General features: G+C 60.9%; 21 protein-coding genes. 12 read left to right on the top strand and 9 right to left on the bottom strand.

The genetic code is table 11. The features are described 5' to 3' along the window. Positions 1-53: 53 nt before the first annotated feature. The 5 genes from A3C3_RS0114250 to A3C3_RS0114230 all read left to right on the top strand — a co-directional run bounded on the left by A3C3_RS0114250 (position 54) and on the right by A3C3_RS0114230 (position 4,841). Entirely contained in the window at positions 54-527 is a 474-nt protein-coding gene (locus A3C3_RS0114250; RefSeq protein ID WP_022715284.1) for a peroxiredoxin, read from the top strand. Between the two features lie 11 nt (positions 528-538). Next, entirely contained in the window at positions 539-1,348 is an 810-nt protein-coding gene (locus A3C3_RS0114245; protein WP_033419680.1) for a ferritin-like domain-containing protein, read from the top strand. 101 nt (positions 1,349-1,449) lie between these two features. Then, positions 1,450-2,760: a M23 family metallopeptidase gene (locus A3C3_RS0114240; protein ID WP_022715282.1), complete on the top strand. Its 1,311-nt coding sequence runs from the start codon at positions 1,450-1,452 to the stop codon at positions 2,758-2,760. Positions 2,761-2,917: 157 nt separating this feature from the next. Then, the gene (locus tag A3C3_RS0114235) at positions 2,918-4,411 is read left to right on the top strand and encodes a DEAD/DEAH box helicase (RefSeq protein ID WP_022715281.1); all 1,494 of its coding nucleotides are present in this window, start codon (positions 2,918-2,920) and stop codon (positions 4,409-4,411) included. A 7-nt stretch (positions 4,412-4,418) separates the two neighbouring features. Next, positions 4,419-4,841, top strand: a complete 423-nt coding sequence (locus tag A3C3_RS0114230; RefSeq protein ID WP_022715280.1) for an NUDIX domain-containing protein — start codon at positions 4,419-4,421, stop codon at positions 4,839-4,841. On the opposite strand, the gene A3C3_RS0114225 is transcribed toward A3C3_RS0114230, so the two are convergent. From A3C3_RS0114225 to A3C3_RS0114195, 7 genes are read right to left on the bottom strand one after another with little or no spacing between them, the layout of a single operon-like run. Continuing rightward, positions 4,842-5,159, bottom strand: a complete 318-nt coding sequence (locus tag A3C3_RS0114225) for a TfoX/Sxy family protein (protein WP_022715279.1) — start codon at positions 5,157-5,159, stop codon at positions 4,842-4,844. A 2-nt stretch (positions 5,160-5,161) separates the two neighbouring features. Beyond that, positions 5,162-6,796: an NTP transferase domain-containing protein gene (locus A3C3_RS0114220; protein ID WP_022715278.1), complete on the bottom strand. Its 1,635-nt coding sequence runs from the start codon at positions 6,794-6,796 to the stop codon at positions 5,162-5,164. Then, complete coding sequence (locus A3C3_RS0114215) at positions 6,793-7,500, bottom strand: XdhC family protein (RefSeq protein ID WP_022715277.1); 708 nt, start codon at positions 7,498-7,500, stop codon at positions 6,793-6,795. Before A3C3_RS0114215 ends, A3C3_RS0114220 begins: the two co-directional genes overlap by 4 nt. Further along, positions 7,500-7,829: an XdhC family protein gene (locus A3C3_RS0114210; RefSeq protein WP_022715276.1), complete on the bottom strand. Its 330-nt coding sequence runs from the start codon at positions 7,827-7,829 to the stop codon at positions 7,500-7,502. Before A3C3_RS0114210 ends, A3C3_RS0114215 begins: the two co-directional genes overlap by 1 nt. After that, positions 7,826-9,088 carry a vWA domain-containing protein gene (locus tag A3C3_RS0114205; RefSeq protein WP_022715275.1) on the bottom strand — a complete coding sequence of 421 codons (1,263 nt, stop codon included), beginning with the start codon at positions 9,086-9,088 and terminating at the stop codon, positions 7,826-7,828. Before A3C3_RS0114205 ends, A3C3_RS0114210 begins: the two co-directional genes overlap by 4 nt. Before the next feature lie 2 nt (positions 9,089-9,090). Continuing rightward, positions 9,091-10,014, bottom strand: coding sequence for an AAA family ATPase (locus A3C3_RS0114200; RefSeq protein ID WP_022715274.1), 924 nt, complete (start codon positions 10,012-10,014; stop codon positions 9,091-9,093). A gap of 21 nt (positions 10,015-10,035) precedes the next feature. After that, a complete protein-coding gene (locus A3C3_RS0114195) occupies positions 10,036-10,530 on the bottom strand; it encodes a flavin reductase (RefSeq protein ID WP_022715273.1) in 495 nt (164 codons plus the stop codon). A 173-nt stretch (positions 10,531-10,703) separates the two neighbouring features. Between A3C3_RS0114195 and A3C3_RS0114190 the strand changes: the two genes are divergently transcribed. The 4 genes from A3C3_RS0114190 (at position 10,704) to purB (ending at position 14,450) form a co-directional block, all read left to right on the top strand. Continuing rightward, positions 10,704-11,786: an ABC transporter substrate-binding protein gene (locus tag A3C3_RS0114190; protein WP_028739647.1), complete on the top strand. Its 1,083-nt coding sequence runs from the start codon at positions 10,704-10,706 to the stop codon at positions 11,784-11,786. 115 nt (positions 11,787-11,901) lie between these two features. Beyond that, positions 11,902-12,579, top strand: a complete 678-nt coding sequence (gene rpe / locus A3C3_RS0114185; protein WP_022715271.1) for a ribulose-phosphate 3-epimerase — start codon at positions 11,902-11,904, stop codon at positions 12,577-12,579. A 19-nt stretch (positions 12,580-12,598) separates the two neighbouring features. Next, the gene (locus tag A3C3_RS0114180; RefSeq protein WP_022715270.1) at positions 12,599-13,084 is read left to right on the top strand and encodes a hypothetical protein; all 486 of its coding nucleotides are present in this window, start codon (positions 12,599-12,601) and stop codon (positions 13,082-13,084) included. 64 nt (positions 13,085-13,148) lie between these two features. Beyond that, positions 13,149-14,450, top strand: a complete 1,302-nt coding sequence (gene purB / locus A3C3_RS0114175) for an adenylosuccinate lyase (protein ID WP_022715269.1) — start codon at positions 13,149-13,151, stop codon at positions 14,448-14,450. Between the two features lie 45 nt (positions 14,451-14,495). Here the strand turns inward: purB and A3C3_RS0114170 are convergent, their stop codons facing one another. Both A3C3_RS0114170 and A3C3_RS0114165 read right to left on the bottom strand, forming a co-directional pair. Continuing rightward, positions 14,496-14,960 carry a low affinity iron permease family protein gene (locus A3C3_RS0114170; RefSeq protein ID WP_028739646.1) on the bottom strand — a complete coding sequence of 155 codons (465 nt, stop codon included), beginning with the start codon at positions 14,958-14,960 and terminating at the stop codon, positions 14,496-14,498. An 85-nt stretch (positions 14,961-15,045) separates the two neighbouring features. Further along, a complete protein-coding gene (locus tag A3C3_RS0114165; protein WP_022715267.1) occupies positions 15,046-15,843 on the bottom strand; it encodes a DUF2189 domain-containing protein in 798 nt (265 codons plus the stop codon). A 166-nt stretch (positions 15,844-16,009) separates the two neighbouring features. Between A3C3_RS0114165 and A3C3_RS0114160 the strand changes: the two genes are divergently transcribed. From A3C3_RS0114160 to purC, 3 genes are all read left to right on the top strand, one after another. Next, complete coding sequence (locus tag A3C3_RS0114160; RefSeq protein WP_028739645.1) at positions 16,010-16,564, top strand: RBBP9/YdeN family alpha/beta hydrolase; 555 nt, start codon at positions 16,010-16,012, stop codon at positions 16,562-16,564. Positions 16,565-16,717: 153 nt separating this feature from the next. After that, positions 16,718-18,943, top strand: a complete 2,226-nt coding sequence (locus tag A3C3_RS38380; RefSeq protein WP_084796961.1) for a putative bifunctional diguanylate cyclase/phosphodiesterase — start codon at positions 16,718-16,720, stop codon at positions 18,941-18,943. A gap of 229 nt (positions 18,944-19,172) precedes the next feature. Then, complete coding sequence (gene purC / locus A3C3_RS0114150; RefSeq protein ID WP_022715264.1) at positions 19,173-19,937, top strand: phosphoribosylaminoimidazolesuccinocarboxamide synthase; 765 nt, start codon at positions 19,173-19,175, stop codon at positions 19,935-19,937. Positions 19,938-19,965: the final 28 nt, after the last annotated feature.

The following is a 19,965-nucleotide window of genomic DNA, read 5'->3' as shown; positions in this document are numbered from 1 at the left end:
ATCCGCGGAACATAGTGTCATCCATAAACCCGGCAAAAGAAAGGTTACCACATATGGCGGTTCTCGGCATCGGCGCCACGGCGCCGGATTTCAACCTTCCCCGCGACGGCGGCGGGCGGGTATCGCTTTCCGATTTCCGCGGAAAGCCGCTGGTTCTGTTCTTCTATCCGAAGGACGATACGACCGGCTGCACCGCCGAATCGCTGGCCTTTACCGCTCTGGCCGACGAATTCGATGCCGCGGGAGCGGCGGTCGTCGGGATGTCTCCCGATTCGGTCAAATGCCACGAACGCTTCATCAAGAAGCACAGCCTTTCCGTTGCGCTCGCCTCGGACGAGGAGAAAACGACGCTGCAGGCCTATGGCGTCTGGAAGGAAAAGAGCATGTACGGCCGCAATTTCATGGGCGTCGAGCGCACGACCTTTCTGATCCGCACCGATGGTACGGTCGCGATGATCTGGCAGAAGGTCAGGGTACCCGGCCATGCCGAAGACGTTTTGAAGGCCCTCAGGAACCTTGCCGCGTGAGCACGCTTTCGATGACATCGCTGCGCGGTGGCGCGATCGAGGCCATCCGTTCCGCCGATCTCGATCGCAAGACAGCTCTGGCGCAGGAAGCTGCGACCCGCTGGTTCGCACGAAGGATTTCCCTACGTTCGCCGCGCGATGCGTCGCTGCCGGACAGGCCGGGCCGCCCGGAAAAGCCGGCACTGGTACCCCCGACGCAGGTCGAGAGACGCTCGCTGCACACCATCAACGGCCGCATCGCGCTGCTTCACGCGATCGCCCATATCGAGCTCAACGCCGTTGACCTGGCGCTCGATATCGTTGCGCGGTTCGCCACCGAAGCGGTCCCCAATTCTTTCTTCGACGGATGGATGCAGGTTGCCTTCGAGGAGGCGAAGCACTTCCGCCTGGTGCGCGGGCGGCTTCGCGATCTTGGCGCCGATTACGGCGATATGCCCGCGCATGACGGCCTTTGGCAGGCGGCGCACGCGACCAGAAACGATCTGACGGCGCGGCTTGCCGTCGTTCCCCTGATTCTCGAGGCCCGCGGCTTGGATGTCACGCCCTCGCTGCAGGCGAAGATGCGTGAAACCGGCGATCTCGAAAGTGCCGCCGTCCTCGATGTTATCTACCATGACGAAAAGGGGCATGTGGCAATCGGCGCCAAATGGTTCCGCTTTCTCTGCGCCCGCGAGCGCCGCGACCCGGTCCAGACCTTCAAGGAGCTGGTGCGTGTAAACTTCCGCGGTCCGCTGAAGCCGCCATTCAACGACCTGGCGCGCGCCGAAGCCGGCCTCACGCCTTCTTTCTATCGCTCATTGACGTCGATGAGCAACCAATAAACCTTTGCGTGCATTAACATGCCCGCTAAGGCATTTGTTAACCATAACAGTGTGTAATCATTCCTGATCGAAGCACGGGCGCATCAATTGGGAGATTCTCCGTGACGCATGCACAGCATAATCGCGTATTCGGCAAGCGTTCGCAGGAACATATCCTCATTCTCGCCAGTGGCGACAAGGTCCGGCACGTAACCATAAAGCCGTGGATGGCAGCCCTCTGCTTCTGCTTTTCCGGCGTTTTCCTGATCGGCTATCTGCTTGCAACCTCCTACCTCGTTCTTCGCGACGACCTGATCGGCGCCACCATGGCGCGGCAAGCCCGCATGCAGCATGATTATGAAGATCGCATTGCGGCCCTTCGCGCGCAGGTCGATCGGGTCACCTCGCGTCAGCTGCTCGACCAGCAGCTGGTGGAAGACAAGGTGGACAAGCTCATGCAGCAGCAGATGGCGCTGACTTCGCGCCACGGAAAGTTTGGCTCCCTCCTCGACCGTGCGGAAAATTCCGGCCTGACGAGGAAGGATGAGATGATACCGGCTCAATCGCTCGTGCCCGAAGCGAGGGACAAGCGTGCGTCGCTTTCAGCCGGTGCCCGGGCGATCGACAAGCTCCTGGCAGGCACCGACGAACCCGCCGACGCAACGCCCGACAATTCCACGCTCGCCTATGTCCCCGCACCCGAAACCGTCGGCGATCGTGCCGACCGCCTGTTCTCGAAGGTCACGCTTTCCCTGAAAGGCGTCGAGGAAGAGCAGCGTGCCCGCGTTGAGCAGCTGACCGTGGATGCGGGCGATGCCGCAAGCAATATCGAGAAAGTCCTGACCCGCTTCAGGATTGCCGTACCGGAGCAGGCAGCCGTCAAGCCCGATGATGATGACAGCGCTGTCGGCGGTCCCTATGTCGAGCCGGAAAACGGCGACAACTTCAACAATTCCCTCGCGCAGCTCGATACCGCGCTGACACGGCTCGAAGCCGTCCGCAGTACGGCGGAATCCCTGCCGTTCCGCAATCCGGCCATCGGCAAGGAAATCACCAGTCCCTTCGGCAATCGGCGCGATCCCTTCCTCGGACGTCTCGCCCTTCATTCCGGCGTCGACTTTCGTTTTGCTGCGGGCGAAAAGATCCGCCCGACAGCCCCCGGCAAGGTCGTCAATGCGGGCTGGACGGGCGGCTACGGCAACATGGTCGAGATCGATCACGGCAACGGCATTTCTACCCGTTACGGCCACATGTCGCAGATCCTGGTGAAGGCCGGCGACATGGTCGGCCGCTCGGATGTGATCGGTTTTGCCGGAAGCACCGGCCGCTCGACGGGCACCCATTTGCATTACGAGGTACGCCAGAACGGCCGCGCGGTCGATCCCGTGTATTTCTTGAACGCAGGGTTGAAACTCGCGACTTATATCAAATAACCAATTACAGTAACCACAGTTTTACCTGTTCGAAGGCTGCAGAGCCCGTATTCCTTGACTTGCAAGCCGTTTGGGACTATGTCGCGCTGCATTGCGGCATGCAATCCCGCCGACTCAACCAGAGTATGGCCGAACCTGAACGGAAATAGTTTTCCCCTTGACGACATTCGCTGACCTTGGCCTGAGCCAAAAAGTGCTTTCCGCCGTTACCGACGCCGGCTACACGATCCCCACTCCTATTCAGGCAGGAGCAATCCCGTTCGCCCTGCAGCGCCGTGACATTTGCGGGATCGCGCAGACAGGAACGGGCAAGACGGCATCCTTCGTATTGCCGATGTTGTCGCTGCTGGAAAAGGGCCGCGCACGCGCCCGCATGCCACGGACGCTCATCCTGGAACCGACGCGCGAACTCGCGGCGCAAGTCGCGGAGAACTTCGAAAAATATGGTAAGAACCATCGCTTGAACGTCGCGCTCTTGATCGGCGGCGTTTCCTTCGAAGACCAGGACCGCAAGCTCGAGCGCGGTGCAGACGTTCTCATCTGCACACCCGGCCGCCTGCTGGACCATTTCGAGCGCGGCAAGCTCTTGATGAGCGCCGTCGAAATCTTCGTCATCGACGAAGCCGACCGCATGCTCGACATGGGCTTCATCCCCGATATCGAGCGTATTGCCAAGCTCATCCCCTTCACGCGTCAGACACTGTTTTTCTCGGCGACCATGCCGCCGGAAATCCAGAAGCTCGCCGACCGGTTCCTGCAAAATCCGGAGCGAATCGAAGTTGCGAAGCCGGCCTCCGCCGCCAAGAACATCACGCAGCGTTTCGTTGCTTCGCACGGCAAGGACTATGAGAAGCGCGCCGCACTGCGCGATCTGGTCCGCGCGCAGGAAGACTTGAAGAACGCCATCATCTTCTGCAACCGCAAGAAGGACGTGGCCGACCTCTTCCGCTCCCTCGAACGCCATGGCTTTTCCGTCGGTGCGCTCCACGGCGACATGGACCAGCGCTCGCGCACGAATATGCTTCAAAGCTTCCGCGATGGACAGCTGCAACTGCTCGTCGCCTCCGACGTCGCCGCCCGCGGCCTCGACATTCCGGATGTCAGCCACGTCTTCAATTTCGATGTGCCGATTCATGCCGAGGATTACGTGCACCGCATCGGCCGGACCGGCCGTGCAGGCCGTTCCGGCGCTGCCTTCACCATTGTCACAGGCCGTGACCAGAAACATGCCGACGCGATCCAAAAGCTGATCGGCGAGAAGGTCGAGTGGCTGAATGGCGATCTTTCCGCTCTTCCGCCTCCGGAACCCGGCCGCGAAGACGATCGTCCACGCCGCGCAGGTAGCCGGGATCGCGACAAGGGCCGTGGCCGCGTCAAGGAGCGCCGGGGTCATAAAACTGATATCGGCGCCGATGATAATGCCGCCGAAGCCATCGAAGCAGCAGCACCAGCAAAGGCCGAAAGCGTGAAGCACGAGCGCAAAACAGAAAACAAGCCGCAGAATAACGCGCGCAACTCTCGGCCCTATCCGGCAAACGACGATAATCGCGAGCGGCGCCGCTATCGCGACCACGACGACGGCCCGACGCCGGTCGGCTTCGGCGACGACATTCCCGCCTTCATGCTGATTGCGGCTAACGCCAAGATCTGATCTTCCGATGGGCAAGCCTGGCGTTCATTTTCCAGGTCTCGGCGTCGGCCTGGTGATTTTGCGCGACGGCAAGATCCTGCTTTACAAGCGCATTCGTGTGCCTGAGGCTGGTCATTGGAGCATCGTCGGCGGCAAAGTAGATCATATGGAGCCGATAGCCGAAGCCGCGCGCCGCGAAGCCGAGGAAGAAACCGGATTGACGATTGGTCGAACCGAACTTCTCGGTCATGCGGAAGTGATTTCAGGCGCAGATGCGCAGCATTGGGTCTCGTTTCTCTACATAGCTAGAGAAGTCAGCGGCGATCCGCGGTTGACGGAACCGGAAAAACTCTCGGATTTCGGCTGGTTCACGCGATCAGAACTGCCGGCACCTCTTTCCGACTTTGCCAAGGCCGCAATCGGTTATCTCGACAACGAAAACTTCCGCTGATCACTCGGCTCTCAGCGCCGCCTCATAGGCAAGCCGCACCCATTTCGCCATATCATCCGGATCGTCATAAGCCGCGTCCGGGATCGACCAATATGGCATTTTCACCGGATTGCCCTTCTTGCCCTCATAGAACCATTGGCTGGAGCCTGCTCCGGCAAACTCCGGCGAGCTCTTGTCATCGGCCTTGAGCAGCACCTCGCCACCAACTTCGACCGCGACGATACGGCCGAGGTGATAGATGCCCTTGCCGCCGAACATACGCTTGATCGTCACGGGGCCGAGCCCCTGAAACATTTCCTCTATACCGGCCGCGTCCATTGCTATCCCTTCAATATGCCGCCTGCGGCGGCGATCGCCTCCGGCGTATCCACGTCAAGATGCGCACTCTCGCCGATATCGACATCGACGACCGGCAGCCGCGCCGTCTCGACGATGTGGCGCGCGCCGACATCGCCTTCGAGTGAAAGCACTGCATGATACAATGATCGCGGCAGAATGACCGGATTTCCGCGTTTGCCTCCGGAGACCGCCCGAACGATCGCCCGGCCCTCAGTCTGCTCGAATGCGCTGATCAAATGATCGAGGTCCGCCGTCGAGACCCCCGGCATATCAGCAAGCATGACAAGGACGCCATCGGCGCCGTTCGCATGGGCATGTGCGAAGCCGGCCGCGAGAGAGCTTGCCATGCCGGAAGCATAATCGGCGTTGAAGACCGGCTGCACGCTCAAGCCTTCAAGGGCTGCTTCAATCTCAGCACGGCGATGCCCCGTTACGGCCGAAACCGATAAAGCCCTGCTGGCAACAGCAATGGATGCCGAGCGGCGCACCAGCGGCATGCCATCGAATTCCGCCAGCAGCTTGTGCTGTCCGCCCTCGCCCATGCGGCGCGCCCTGCCGGCGGCAAGCAGGACGATCGCAACGGAAGCGTCGGCACGTTTCCTGGCAGGCACATCGCGTGGCTGCGGCCGCGATTGTATCTCCATCAGCAGGCCTCCGACACCCATTCCGGTCACCTCATGCGCGCCTGGCTCTTCACCGGCCAGAATGCGGTCGAGAACCCAGTCAAAACCGTTTTCCTTCGGACTGCGGGCGCAACCAGGCGCGCCGACGACATAAGTCTCACCGATGCTGCCGAGGACCATCAGATTTCCCGGATCGACGGGCATGCCTACACTCAAGATACGCCCGCCCGCCTCGCGTATTGCCTGCGGAATGACATCCGCCGCATCGATGACCGCCGAGGCACCGAAGACGATGACGAGCTTCGGTGCCTTCTCCGGAATCGTCATAATATCCTGGATCGAAGCGGCAAGAGCCTTGGTCTCATGCGGCACGCGCCGCTCCCGCAGCAGACGATTGCCGCAAGCAGCCAACCGCCGCTCAAGGATGCGCGCCGTCTTGTCCATCACCGACACTTTCAGCGAAGGCAGTTCCGTGGCAATCAGCGAGACGGCATGATCGGCAAACGGCTTCACCTGAAATGGTCCAGTCGCGCGAAGCTCCGCACGGGCGGCATTTATCTTCGCGCCCGGAACCGCCAGGGGAATGATCTTGAAGGTCGCCACCATATCGCCGGCGCTGACATGTGTATGATCGGCAAGACAGGCGAGCGTGATCGCCGGATCGATGCGGTTCAGCCGATCGACGGCCTCCCTGTCAGCCACGAAAAGCCCGTCCGCGGCAGCATAGATGTTGACGCGGCCGGTCGCAGCCTCCGAAAAGCGGAGATGATCGGGCGCGATTGCCTCGCTCAGCCGTGCCGCCGCTTCGTCCTCGCCGAGATCGCCGTCCTCCAGGCGCGCCGCGACGATCTTCTCGATGCCCGAGCCCTTCAGCCGCTCGACGTCTGCAGCGTCAACCACATGCCCTTTGGGCAGAGACCCATCCGGCATCTTGACGGAATGGGCGAGGACGAGCCCTTCCGCACCGCCGACATCGAATTCGCCAAAGATCATGCCTTGTCACCTTTCGGAGACGCGACGTCGCGCGAGCGCAAGGCTTGGATGATCTGCGCAAGGATCGCAACGGCAATCTCCGCCGGACTGGAGGCGCCGATATCAAGCCCGATCGGGCCATTGATTCTCGCCAGTTCGCCGTCGGAAAAACCCTCCTTCTTCAGCCGGCCGAGACGTGAACCGTGGGTCTTGCGGCTGCCGAGCGCACCGACATAGAAACAGCCCGTTCGAAGCGCCTCGGCGATCGGGAAATCATCGATCTTCGGATCATGCGTGACCGCGACGACAGCCGTATAGGCATCGAGCGGTCGGTCCTTCATCACATCGACGGGCCAGTCGGCGGTGAGATCTATGCCGGCGAAACGCTCCGGCGTTGCAAAGGCGGTTCGCGGATCGATGATACGGACGTCGAAGCCGGCAAGCGCCGCCATCTGCGCCAGGACCTGGCTGATGTGGACCGCGCCGATGATGACGATATGGGCTGGCGGCAGGTGCACGTTCAGAAAGTACCTGCCGCCGTCGATGTCGCAGATGCCGGACTTGCCGGAGCGGAATGCCGCAGCGACGGTATCGCTCAGTGCGCTATCGACCGGCCCGCCTTCGACGATCACGCGATCCGTTCCATGCTCCAAGTTGGTGACCAGTATCACGGCCTTGCGTGCCCGACGGGCGGCGTTCAGCCGCTCCAGATTGGCGGCGTCCATCAGGCAAGCCTTTCGACAAAGACGCGGATGCGCCCGCCGCAGGATAGTCCGACGCGCCAGGCGGTCTCGTCGGCAACCCCGAACTCCAGCATCTTCGGCTTGCCGTCGCCGATGACATCCATCGCCTCCGCGATCACCGCACCTTCCACGCAACCGCCGGAGACCGAGCCCTCGAAATTGCCGTCACCGTCGATCACCAGATGGCTGCCGGCAGGACGGGGCGCCGAGCCCCAGGTTTCGATGACGGTCGCGATCGCCACACTGCGGCCGCTTTTCATCCAGTCCTCCGCCGTCATCAGCGGATCGAGGCCGAAAGACGTCTCGCTCATACAAAACCTCTCATTCTGTCGAGATAGCGCCGCGGATCGTGCGCCGGCGATCTGCCCGCGCCGAGCGCCGCAGCAAGGTCGCTCAAGGACGATAGATTGTGAACCGGACGGAATTCGTCAACATGCGGCAGCATGGCGCGAACGCCGCGAGCCCGCGGCTCGAAGCCCTCGAAGCGCAGAAGCGGGTTCAGCCAGATCAGCCGCCGGCAGGATCGGTGCAGCCGGTCCATTTCTTCGGCCAGCAATTCGACGCCTTCCCGCTCCAGCCCGTCGGTGATCAGCAGCACCAACGCGCCCTGCCCGAGGACGCGGCGTCCCCACAGCCGGTTGAATTCCCTCACCGTTTCGCCGATACGGGTGCCTCCCGACCAGTCCTTCACCGCGGCGGCACATTCGTTCAGTGCCTCGTCCGGATCCTTGTGGCGCATCTGCCTGGTGACATTGGTGAGCCGCGTTCCGAAAAGGAACGTATGGACGCGGCGCCGGCTCTCCGTCAGCACGTGCAGGAAATGCAGGAAGATACGGGTGTACTGGCTCATCGAGCCCGAAATATCCGCAAGCACCACCAAAGGCGGCTGGATCTCTTTCTGTTCGCGATAACGCGGCAGGATCAGCGACCCGCCGGTGCGCAGCGCCGAGCGCATGGTCGCGCGCGGATCGACCTGCCGGTGAACATGCGATTGCCTGAAACGCCGAGTTGGAACGCTGTCGAGCGGCAGTTGCAGCCGGGTCAGTTCTTTTCTCGCCAAGGCAATTTCCGCCGCCGACATTTGCGCGAAATCCATCCGGCGAAAGACTTCGTTCCCGGAGGTGGTGAACCGCGCGTCGATTTCGATATCCGGCTCATCGCGAGGGGGTCGATTGTCGCGCCGATCACCGAGAAGCGCATCGCTGGCGCGCGTTTCACCCGCCTTCGCCTTTTCCCTTTCACGGTTGTCCGGCGCCTGCGGCAACATCATCGCAATCATCTTCTCCACGAGATCGCGGGAGCGCCAGAAAAGCCGGAAGGCTTCGTCGAAGACAGGCTTGTCCTCGTGCCGTTTGACGAAGACCGAAAAGAGCGCCGCGTGGAATTCCTCGCGCGAACCCATGCCGATCGCCTCGACGGCTCCGATAGCATCGGCAATGGATCCCGGACCGATCTTGAGCCCGGCGTTACGGAGCGCCCTGGCGAAGAAGACGATATTGTCGGCAAAGCGCCCCTCGGCCGGCGGCAGCGGCGGAACGACGACCCCATCCTGCGCCGGTTGCGTTTTCATCTCTAACCCGCTGCCCTCAGCTCGTCCTTGACCTCGGTCAGGACACGAGCGCCTTCGCCGCCCTGAATGCGCGCAATGTCGTCCTGGTATTTCAAGAGCGTGCCGATCGTGTCGGAAATGGTTTCCGGATCGAGCGCCAGACGGTCGAGTTCGGTCAGCGCCGTCGCCCAGTCGATCGTCTCTGCCACGCCGGGATTCTTGAAGAGATCGAGCGTGCGCAGCTTCTGTACATAGGCGATAATCTGCTGGGAGAGAGCCTCGTTGCAGCCGGGCACCTTCCGGCGGATGATCTCCAGTTCCTGCGCGGCCTCCGGATAATCGACCCAGTGGTAGAGACAGCGGCGCTTCAACGCATCGTGCACTTCGCGCGTCCGATTGGTCGTGATGATGACGATCGGCGGCTCGCCGGCCTTGATGGTCCCGAGCTCGGGGATCGTCACCTGGAAATCCGAGAGCACTTCCAGCAGGAAGGCTTCGAAGGCCTCGTCGGTACGGTCGAGCTCATCGATCAGGAAGACCGGCGCACGGCCTTCCGCAGACGAAAGCGCCTGCAACACAGGGCGGCGGATAAGGTAGCGCTCGGAAAAGATATCGGATTCGATACGGTTGCGATCGGTCAATCCAGAGGCCTCGGCAAGCCGGATCTCCAGCATCTGCGCCGGATAATTCCACTCGTAGACGGCGGATGCGATATCGAGGCCTTCGTAGCATTGCAGCCGGATCAGCGGCCGGTCGAGCGCCTTCGACAGCACCTTCGCGATCTCGGTCTTCCCGACGCCGGCCTCTCCTTCGAGAAACAGCGGCCGCTTCATCTTCAAGGCGAGAAAGAGCACCGTCGCCAGCGACCGGCCTGCGAGATAATCCTCTCTTGCCAGCATGGCGATCGTCTCGTCGATAGACGCGGGCGGCAGCGGATGATCGGGCATATCTCCTCCCTTTTTAGGGAGTTATAGCGTGTGGTAGTCCCGGTTCATATAGAGCAGCGCCGGTTTTGTTTCGTTGAAACGCACGGCCACGACCTCGCCGAAAATGATGTGGTGAGTCGACATCTCCTTGATCTCCATCACCCTGCAATCGAAGGAGGCAAGCGAGTCCCAGAGCACGGGCGCACCGGTGACCAGCTTGTCGAATTTGCCGGTCGCAAACCGCTCGTCGTTGCTCATCGGCGTGCGTCCGGAAAATGCGTCCGCCAACGCCTGATGGTGCGCGCCGAGCGTGTTCAGCGCGAAAATGCCGCTCTGGAAGAAGATGTCGTTCTTCGGATTGCTGTTGTTGAGGCAGACGAGCACGCAGGCCGGATCGTCGGAGACCGAACAGGCTGCGGTGATCGTCACCCCGCGGCGTGTCTCGCCAAGCACCGTCGTCACGAGCTGCACATGACCCCCGAAACGGCTCATGGCATCGCGATAAAGCTTGGGATCGATCGGCTGCCTGTTCAACAAATGCGGTCTCCTGCGGCCGCGCCGCCTACTCTTGTGCCGCTAATATGGATGCCATCGGTTACCTTTTCTACAATGAAGCCGACGAAATGCGGCGCATTCCGCCTGTTTTTCTTTGACGATTGCCGCCGGGCAGCTAAAAGGGCATGAAGGGCGACAGGGAAACGGCGATTTTCATGAATATTCTGCGTGGCATAGCGGCTTTTTCGATGCTGTTTCTTGCAGCAGCCGAAAGCCATGCCGCGGGCGTTACGATCGGCGTCGTCGCTCCCCAGGGCGGCAACCTGCAGCAGCTTGGCGCGCAGGTTTTCGCCGGAGCGAACTATCAGATCACCAAGGATGGAAATACCGTCGTCACAATCGATGAGCCCTGCGAGGAAAACAGTGGTGCGGCGATTGCCGATGCGCTGGTGAACGCCAAGGTGCAAGTCGCAATCGGCTTTCTGTGCAGCGAAACCCTGGAAAGTGCACTGCCGAAGCTCAAGGATGCGAACATTCCGGCGATCACCGTGTCGGTGCGCGCACGCATCCTGATGGAAGACGCATTGAAGAACGGCTGGCCGCTGTTTCGTCTGGCGCCGGCCGATGGCGCCGAAGCCGCACGCATCATCGAAGCGATCCTCAACAACTGGGAGGCAGCGCCGATCGCCCTCATCGAGGACGGCACCATCCACGGCCGCGAACTGACCGAGGCCATCCGGAATGCGCTTGAGGAAAAAGGGCTGAAGCCCGTCTTTACGGACACCTATAGGCCGGGTCAGGACCAGCAGATCGCCCTCGTCCGCCGCCTGAAGAAGGCCGGCGCCACCAAGGTTTTCATCGGCGGCGACCGCGCCGACGTCGCAGTCATCGCCCGAGATGCCGCAGCGGAGAAGATTCCGCTCGCTATTTTGGGCGGAGATGCAATGCGCGCGGCAAACCAGCCGCTGCCGCTTCCGGACGGCGTGCGTGCGGTCACCATGCCGGAATTCGACACTTTGCGGCCCGCACAAGCCGCAGCGACGGCATTGCGCGCGCAAGGCATCGAGCCTGAAGGCTATGTCCTGCCGGCAGCCGCAGCAGCGGCCCTCGCGCAGCAGGCGGCAACGGCCGCCACGGCAGAAGGAAAGACGGTGGCGGAAAAACTCGTCGGCACGAGGTTCTCTACGCCGATCGGCGATCTGACGTTCACGGCTGGCCATGAGCTTTCGGAGAACCCTTACCAGCTGCTGGAATGGCGCCGCGGCACCTTCGCCACGCCTGCCGCGCCTGGCGATTAACCCGAGACGAGAATGCCGTTTACGCAGAGTTCACGAGTGCAGCGATGATGCGGTTGCCCGTTCGATTGAGCCCTGCTAAACCGCCGCGAGTTCCCCAAGGTGAGAGAAGAGTGCCATGACCCTGCCGATCCGGATTGCCCCCTCCATTCTGGCTGCGGACTTCGCCAAGCTCGGACAGGAAGTGCGCGATGTGACGGCGGCAGGCGCAGACTGGATCCATCTGGACGTCATGGACGGCCATTTCGTGCCGAACATTTCCTTCGGCGCCGACGTCATCAAGTCGTTGCGCTCCTATAGTGATGCGACCTTCGATTGCCACCTGATGATCTCGCCGGCCGATCCTTACCTGGAAGCCTTCGCCAAGGCCGGCTGCGACCGCATCACGGTTCATGCTGAGGCAGGACCGCATCTTCACCGCTCGCTGCAGACGATCCGCAATCTCGGTAAGAAGGTCGGAGTGACGGTCAATCCGGCAACGCCGCTGTCGGCGATCGAGAACGTTCTCGACGACGTCGACCTCATCCTCATCATGTCGGTGAACCCCGGCTTCGGCGGCCAGAAATTCATTCCCGCGATGGCCGGGAAGATTGCGGCCGCGAAATCCCTGATCGGTGACAGGCCGATCGAGCTTGAGGTCGACGGCGGCGTCACGGTTGAGACGGCGCCGATCGTCGGCAAGGCGGGTGGCAATGTGCTCGTCGCCGGTTCGGCGATCTTCAAGGGCGCCTCCGTCGAAGCCTACCGCACCGCCATCAGCGACCTGCGAAGCGCTGCAGGAGCCGGGCGCTCATGACATTGGCGTATCGCTGACGATGGACCGGATACGCGCTGCCAGACCACCTTGTTTCGAGCTGTTTGGCGGCGCCGCGCTGTGGGGCCTCATGATGATGGCCTCGGCGATGTCGGCGCTTTACATGCGCAACCGCTTCGAGACGGAACACGCGGCCGAACTGGCGCTTCTCTATTTCGCCGGCGGCCTTTTCTCCTGGCCCTTCATGCTGCCAATCGGCCGCTTCTTCGCCTACCGGCGCCGGATCGAAACGCGCTTTGCCGCCTTCTTCGTCTGCCTGACGGCGGGCACGATGTTGATGACGGCATTTCTCTTTTCCATGGACTACCGCATTTTCTATTCGCGCTGGCATGCGCCGTTCGGCAGCCTCCTATGGACCTACCAGTTCATCTTCACCGGCGCGAACGCCGTCTATCAGTTCCTGGTCCTCGGTCTGAGGCTCTTCCTGCCGTTCGGCCTCGTCTGCCTGCTTGTAACCAGCTACGCGCTTGCAAAACGCATGCGTTGAGATTACCGCGCGTCTTTGCTACAGGGGCGCCAGAAAGTCTTCCTCGCAACGAAAGCAGTGAGCCATGATCCCGCGTTACTCCCGCCCAGAGATGGTCGCCATCTGGTCGCCCGAAACCAAGTTCCGCATCTGGTTCGAGATCGAAGCACATGCATGCGACGCGCTGGCCGAACTCGGCGTCATTCCAAAGGAAGCAGCAAGGACGATCTGGGAAAAAGGAGGCGCAGCAGAGTTCGACGTCGCCAGGATCGACGAGATCGAAGCCGTCACAAAGCATGACGTCATCGCCTTCCTGACGCATCTTGCCGAATTCGTCGGACCGGACAGCCGTTTCGTGCACCAGGGCATGACCTCGTCCGACGTGCTCGACACAACGTTCAACATCCAGCTGGTGCGCGCCGCCGACATTCTGCTCGCCGATATGGACCGCGTACTCGCAGCGCTCAAGACGCGCGCCTTCGAGCACAAGGACACGGTCCGCATCGGCCGCAGCCACGGCATCCACGCCGAGCCGACCACCATGGGGCTCACCCTCGCCCGCTTTTATGCCGAGATGGGCCGCAACCACGCCCGCCTCGTCGCCGCACGCGCCGAGATTGCCACCGGTGCGATCTCCGGCGCTGTCGGCACTTTCGCCAATATCGACCCGCGCGTCGAAGAACATGTCTGCGCCAAGCTCGGCCTCACGCCTGAGCCGGTCTCGACCCAGGTCATTCCGCGCGACCGCCATGCGATGTTCTTCGCCACACTCGGCGTCATCGCTTCGTCGATTGAGAACATCGCGATCGAGATCCGCCACATGCAGCGCACCGAGGTTCTGGAGGCCGAGGAATTCTTCTCGCCGGGCCAGAAGGGCTCGTCTGCTATGCCGCACAAGCGTAACCCGGTGTTGACCGAAAACCTCACCGGCCTTTCCCGCTTGGTGCGCATGTCGGTCGTTCCGGCACTGGAAAACGTGGCGCTGTGGCACGAGCGCGATATCAGCCACTCGAGCGTCGAGCGCGCCATCGGACCGGATACGACGATTACGCTGGATTTTGCCTTGAACCGTCTGGCCGGCGTCATCGAAAAGCTCGTGGTCTATCCCGAGAACATGGAAAAGAACCTCAACAAGTTCCGCGGCCTTGTCCATTCGCAGCGTGTTCTCCTGGCCCTCACCCAGGCAGGCGTTTCGCGCGAGGACGCCTATCGCCTCGTGCAGCGCAACGCGATGAAGGTCTGGGAACAGGGCAAGGACTTCCTCGAAGAACTGCTCGCCGACCAGGAAGTCCGTGCGGCACTTTCGGAAGATGATATCCGAGAGAAGTTCGACCTCGGCTACCACACCAAACACGTCGACACGATCTTCAAGCGCGTTTTCGGCTGACCCTCGGATGCATTCGAAAACGGCGCCGGAGCTACGGCGCCGTTGTCATTTCTGCTTGCGCGGTTTCGATGGTGCAGCGCGTTTGCTTCCCTGCGATCTTTTGCGGCGTCCTTCCTCCGCCTGCGATGCATTGATCGCCTCCGTCCCGCCTTTCCCTCTGGCGGCTTTCGCCACCAGCCGGTCTAGATGTTTCAAATCCTCCTCGTCGAGGTTTTCGATACCGATGAAGCGGTTCTCGGCATGGCTGGTCAGGATGAGTTCATCGAGCTTGGCCTGGATGGCACGCGTGTCGCGCATCTGCGCGTTCTGCAGCACGAAAACCATGAGGAAGGTCACGATCGTCGTGCCTGTGTTGATGATCAGCTGCCATGTTTCCGAATAATCGAAGAACGGACCCAACACTGCCCAAACAATGACGACCGCCACCGCGAGAACGAAGATGGCCGGCTTGCCCGCCCATTCCGACACGTTGGTGGCAAAGCGGGTAAAGACGTGCCGCGATGCTGGCATGGAAGCCTCCTTCAAAGACATCTTCAGATTAACTTTGAAGGAGGTTGCAGGTTCCGCTCGCTTAGCGCACAGACTGCATCGTGCCTTATGCAGGCGTGACCAGTTTTCTATAGAGATGCCATGTCGCGTGGCCGAGGATAGGCATCACCAGTGCTAGCCCGACAAATAGCGGGATCGTGCCGATGACCAGCGCCGCAGCAATGATCAGGCCCCACAGCATGACCGGTACCGGATTGACGACAGTTGCGCGGATCGAAGCCGCCATAGCAGCCACCAGCCCTACATCGCGATCGAGAAGCAAGGGGAACGTGACCACGGTCGTCGCCAGAACCACGATGGCGAAGACCAGCCCCAGCAGATTGCCCCAGATAATTAGTTGCATGCCTTCGGGCGTACCGAAAATCTGCGAGGTGAACACTTCGATCGACCGCGGGAAAACATCGCCAAACAGGTTCGTGTAGAGCGTCTGCGCTGCGACGAGCCAGACGATGAAGAAGCCGAACAGCAGCAGCCCGCCGACGATGATCGACGGCAAGGCCGGCGATTGCCTGACTTCGAGCGCGTGCGTCCACGACGTATCGAGACCCGCCTCGCGGCGCCGGCTGATTTCGTAGAGCCCGATGGCGGCAATCGGCCCGATCAGCGCAAACCCGGACATCAGCGGAAAGATCATCGGCAGAAGGTTTGCGTCCGATGATGCAAGGGCAAGGAAAATGCCGGCGATCGGATACATGAGGCATAAGAAGACGTAATGGGAAGGCTTTTCGCGAAAATCGTCCAGCCCGCGACGTAACGCGTCGAAGACGTCAGCGGTGCTGATCTTGTTAATAGCGAGACGTGCGTAGCGTTCGCCTGATCCTGTCATAACATGAAATGCCGACATGGCTTTCTCCTCCGTAAGCCGATCGGCCGGCGGCGGAAATGCATCGGCATTGACGCAGCCGACACGAGAAACCGCAACCGGCAATGGCGCGATCATAACGAATTTCACCGCCCTTGTCGCGCTTTCCCTTGACAGAGCGGCCAAGCTTTCTCACATCGGCGGGATCATGAAAGCATCTGACGTCGATATTCTCATCATCCCTGGCTACACGAATTCCGGCCCCGACCACTGGCAGACCCGCTGGGAAGCCAAGCTCAGCACCGCGCGGCGCGTCGAACAGGCGGAATGGTCAAAGCCGGTCCGCGAAGATTGGGTCGCCCGCATCGCCGAGGAGGTGAACGCCTCGTCCCGCCCAGTCGTCCTTGTTGCCCACTCGCTCGGAATACCCTCGGCGATCCATGCGATCCCGCATTTCAAGAAGAAGGTGGCCGGCGCATTCTTCGTGGCACCGCCCGATGTCGCCAACCCGAAGATCCGCCCGAAGCATCTCATGACCTTCGGTCCCTACCCGCGCGATCCGCTGCCGTTCCCTGCGATCACAGTGGCAAGCCGCAACGATCCATTCGGCAGCTACGAGCATGCCGATGACGTTGCCGCAAGCTGGGGCTCGCTTCTGATCGACGCTGGTGAATCGGGCCATATCAACGCGGAGTCAGGTCACGGCCCCTGGCCCGAGGGAACGATGGTCTTCGCGCAGTTCTTGAGCCGCCTGAAGCCTTAGGCTCTGGAAAACCGAAAGTTTTCCACGTCTTTCAGGCACCGCTTAACAGTTATTTTATTCAATGACTTCAAACTGCCTGCACGCGAATTGGGCGAGTGCGCAGTGAAGCAGCGAAAACAGGTCGGCGCGATCAATACTGACAACAAGTTTGCGATGAAGCAGGCACCGGATACCTCCGATCTTGCGGAGCGCGAGAGCCGTTGGAACTATGCGCTCGTCGGCTCTGGCCTCGGCGTGTGGGACCACAATAACCTAACCGGCACCAAATACTACTCCGATACTTGGAAAGAAATCCGCGGCATGGCTCCGCACGAGGAAGCCGACGGAGACTACGAGGAATGGCTCAAGCTTCTTCATCCCGATGACCGCGATTTCGTCATCCGGGCCATTGAGAAGCAAATCGCAGGCGACCCGGATTATCACGTCTTCGAATATCGGGAGCGCCACAAGGACGGCCACTGGGTCTGGATCGAATGCCGCGGCGCCTGCGTGGAATGGGACGAAAACGGCGCCCCTGCCCGCATCGTCGGCACGGATACGGACATCACGGCCCGCAAGCGATCCGAGGAGATGCTCGAGCACCTGTCACGTAGGCTGGATCTCGCTCTCGAAATCTCGCGCATAGGCGTTTTCGAAGCCGATCTCAACGCCGGAACTGTCGAGTGGGACGACCGCTTGCTGGCGATGTACGGGCTTGAAGGCACGCCGCGCCTGAAGCTGAGCGAGGCATGGGAACAGGCGCTGCACCCGGACGACCGCGAGCGCACGCTGAAGAACCTGGAAGCAAGTCTCGAAAAAGACCGCGGCCTGCTGCAGGAGTTCCGTGTCATGCGCGGCGATGGCGCCGAACGCGTCATTCGCTCCCGCTCGGCTTTCTTCCTGGATGCCGACGGCAAGCGCAAGCTCATCGGCGCAAATTGGGATGTCACCGAAGAGGTCAGTCTTCGCAACGATCTGCAGAAGGCAAAGGATCTTGCAGAAGCCCGCAATCAGGAACTCGAAGCCGCCAGGGAAAGCATCGAGCATCTGGCGCTTCACGATTACCTCACGGAACTACCCAACCGCCGCTATCTCGACCGCATGCTTGACGAGCGTTCCGCCGGATGCCGCGAGAATGGCTTGACGCTCGCGATCCTGCATATCGATCTCGATCGTTTCAAGCAGATCAACGACACGCTCGGTCATCGCGCCGGCGACGCCATGTTGAAACATGTGGCCAGGGTGCTGAAGGAGAGCGTGCGCACGAGCGATTTCGTTGCGCGCATCGGCGGCGACGAGTTCGTCGTACTTTGCACGATCGACAGCGCTCCGAAGAAGCTTTCCAATATGGCAGCCCGCATCATCCGCGAACTCAGCAAGCCGGTCCGCTACGAAGGCCATGACTGTCGCTTCGGCGCCAGCATCGGCATTGCCGCGGAAAGCGGCAAGGATCTCGATGCAAAGCAGTTGTTGCTCAACGCCGATATCGCCCTTTACCGCGCCAAGGGCGCAGGCCGCAACCGCCATGAATTCTTCACGAAGGACGCCCGCCGCACCATCATCGCGGCGAAGCGCCTGTCGGACGAAATGCTGCTGGGACTGGAGCGCAACGAATTCATCCCCTTCTATCAATTGCAGTTTCATGCCCAGACCCTGGAGGTTGCCGGCGTGGAGACGCTGGCACGCTGGCGGCATCCGGAGCACGGATTGCTGACACCAGGCCACTTCCTGACGATTGCCGAAGATCTTGACGTCGTCTCAGCGATCGACGGCCTGATCCTCGAAAAAGGCCTGGCCGATCGCGCCGCCTGGGCGAGAGACGGTTTCGTCACACCGAAGCTTTCGGTGAATGTCTCCTCTAGGCGCTTGGCCGATCCGGGCCTCGCCAAGAAGTTGCGGGTGCAGAAGATCGAGCCGGGGATCCTCTCCTTCGAGCTCCTGGAATCCATATCGCTTGACGATTGCGATGATGCAGTCCTGACCAATCTCAGGCAATTCCGCAAGCTCGGGATCGATATCGAGATCGACGACTTTGGTACCGGTCACGCCTCGATCGTCAGCCTGCTCAAGCTCAGTCCGCGCACGCTGAAGATCGACCGGGAGCTGATCCGCATGCTGCCGCAGTCGGCTGAGCAGAGAAAGCTTGTCCGTTCCATCATCGATATCGGCCGTTCGCTGAACATCCTCGTCACGGCAGAGGGCGTCGAAAGCATGGATCATGTCCGCATCCTTAGCGATCTCGGCTGCGACATGCTGCAAGGCTATGCGCTGGCGCGGCCGATGCCGGCCATGCAGGTTCCGGCTTTTGTACGCAATGCGGGCTGGCGGCGGCACGACGGCGGTGCCCACGCCCTTCAGGGCGTTCTTCGCCAGCAGATCAAAAGCAACCGCAGCAAATAAAGCCTGCATAAGCGGCTGTGCTGGCGGCTTTGATTCCACTGCATCACAAAAAACTGTAAGCTTATCTCCAGAAAATCTTCGATTCTCTTGCGCCGCGTTCCTACATATCTGGAATCCGGGGAAGGAGTGACAGGCGCATTGTGAAACTCTCTCTTTTCCTTTATGGGGACGCCACGAGATCCATCCACTCGCGCTATCCCAAGAGCGCCAACGACAGAGAACAACTAAAATGAACCGTCGCCGCCGTATCTACGAGGGCAAGGCCAAGATTCTATATGAGGGACCGGAACCGGGGACTTTGATCCAGTTCTTCAAGGATGACGCCACAGCCTTCAATAAGAAGAAGCACGAAGTCATCGATGGCAAGGGCGTTCTGAACAACCGCATTTCGGAATACATCTTCAGCCATCTGAACAAGATCGGCATCCCGACGCACTTCATCCGCCGGCTCAACATGCGCGAGCAGCTGATCCGGGAGGTGGAGATGATCCCCCTCGAGATCGTTGTGCGCAACGTCGCTGCCGGTTCGCTGGCCAAGCGCCTCGGCATTGAGGAAGGCGTGGTTCTGCCGCGCTCGATCATCGAATTCTACTACAAATCCGATGCTCTCGATGATCCGATGGTCTCGGAAGAACACATCACCGCCTTCGGCTGGGCAAACCCTGCCGAGCTCGACGACATCATGGCGCTCGCCATCCGCGTCAACGACTTCATGACCGGCCTCTTCCTTGGCGTCGGCATCCAGCTTGTCGATTTCAAGATCGAATGCGGCCGGCTGTTCGAAGGCGACATGATGCGCATCATCCTTGCCGACGAGATTTCGCCCGATTCTTGCCGCCTCTGGGACATCGAAACCCACGAGAAGATGGACAAGGACCGCTTCCGCCGCGATATGGGCGGGCTTCTTGAAGCCTATTCCGAAGTTGCGCGCCGCCTCGGCATCATCAACGAAAACGAGCCTGTGCGCGGCACCGGCCCGGTTTTGGTCAAGTAAGACGTTCTGGTCAAAGACAGGGAAGAAG

Origin of the sequence: Rhizobium mongolense USDA 1844 (genome assembly GCF_000419765.1) — a bacterium.
GTDB lineage: Bacteria > Pseudomonadota > Alphaproteobacteria > Rhizobiales > Rhizobiaceae > Rhizobium > Rhizobium mongolense.
This window is presented reverse-complemented; position numbering and strand designations above follow the sequence as displayed.

Coding starts and splice junctions, on each gene's coding strand:
- A3C3_RS0114205 (WP_022715275.1), bottom strand. CDS start 9,088: ATGAAAACGCAACCGGCGCAGGATGGGGTCGTCGTTCCGCCGCTGCCG.
- A3C3_RS0114200 (WP_022715274.1), bottom strand. CDS start 10,014: ATGCCCGATCATCCGCTGCCGCCCGCGTCTATCGACGAGACGATCGCC.
- A3C3_RS0114170 (WP_028739646.1), bottom strand. CDS start 14,960: ATGCCAGCATCGCGGCACGTCTTTACCCGCTTTGCCACCAACGTGTCG.
- A3C3_RS0114190 (WP_028739647.1), top strand. CDS start 10,704: ATGAATATTCTGCGTGGCATAGCGGCTTTTTCGATGCTGTTTCTTGCA.
- A3C3_RS0114160 (WP_028739645.1), top strand. CDS start 16,010: ATGAAAGCATCTGACGTCGATATTCTCATCATCCCTGGCTACACGAAT.
- purC (WP_022715264.1), top strand. CDS start 19,173: ATGAACCGTCGCCGCCGTATCTACGAGGGCAAGGCCAAGATTCTATAT.
- purB (WP_022715269.1), top strand. CDS start 13,149: ATGATCCCGCGTTACTCCCGCCCAGAGATGGTCGCCATCTGGTCGCCC.
- A3C3_RS0114210 (WP_022715276.1), bottom strand. CDS start 7,829: ATGAGCGAGACGTCTTTCGGCCTCGATCCGCTGATGACGGCGGAGGAC.
- A3C3_RS0114215 (WP_022715277.1), bottom strand. CDS start 7,500: ATGGACGCCGCCAATCTGGAGCGGCTGAACGCCGCCCGTCGGGCACGC.
- A3C3_RS0114245 (WP_033419680.1), top strand. CDS start 539: ATGACATCGCTGCGCGGTGGCGCGATCGAGGCCATCCGTTCCGCCGAT.
- rpe (WP_022715271.1), top strand. CDS start 11,902: ATGACCCTGCCGATCCGGATTGCCCCCTCCATTCTGGCTGCGGACTTC.
- A3C3_RS0114230 (WP_022715280.1), top strand. CDS start 4,419: ATGGGCAAGCCTGGCGTTCATTTTCCAGGTCTCGGCGTCGGCCTGGTG.
- A3C3_RS0114250 (WP_022715284.1), top strand. CDS start 54: ATGGCGGTTCTCGGCATCGGCGCCACGGCGCCGGATTTCAACCTTCCC.
- A3C3_RS0114165 (WP_022715267.1), bottom strand. CDS start 15,843: ATGTCGGCATTTCATGTTATGACAGGATCAGGCGAACGCTACGCACGT.
- A3C3_RS38380 (WP_084796961.1), top strand. CDS start 16,718: ATGAAGCAGGCACCGGATACCTCCGATCTTGCGGAGCGCGAGAGCCGT.
- A3C3_RS0114220 (WP_022715278.1), bottom strand. CDS start 6,796: ATGATCTTTGGCGAATTCGATGTCGGCGGTGCGGAAGGGCTCGTCCTC.
- A3C3_RS0114225 (WP_022715279.1), bottom strand. CDS start 5,159: ATGGACGCGGCCGGTATAGAGGAAATGTTTCAGGGGCTCGGCCCCGTG.
- A3C3_RS0114180 (WP_022715270.1), top strand. CDS start 12,599: ATGGACCGGATACGCGCTGCCAGACCACCTTGTTTCGAGCTGTTTGGC.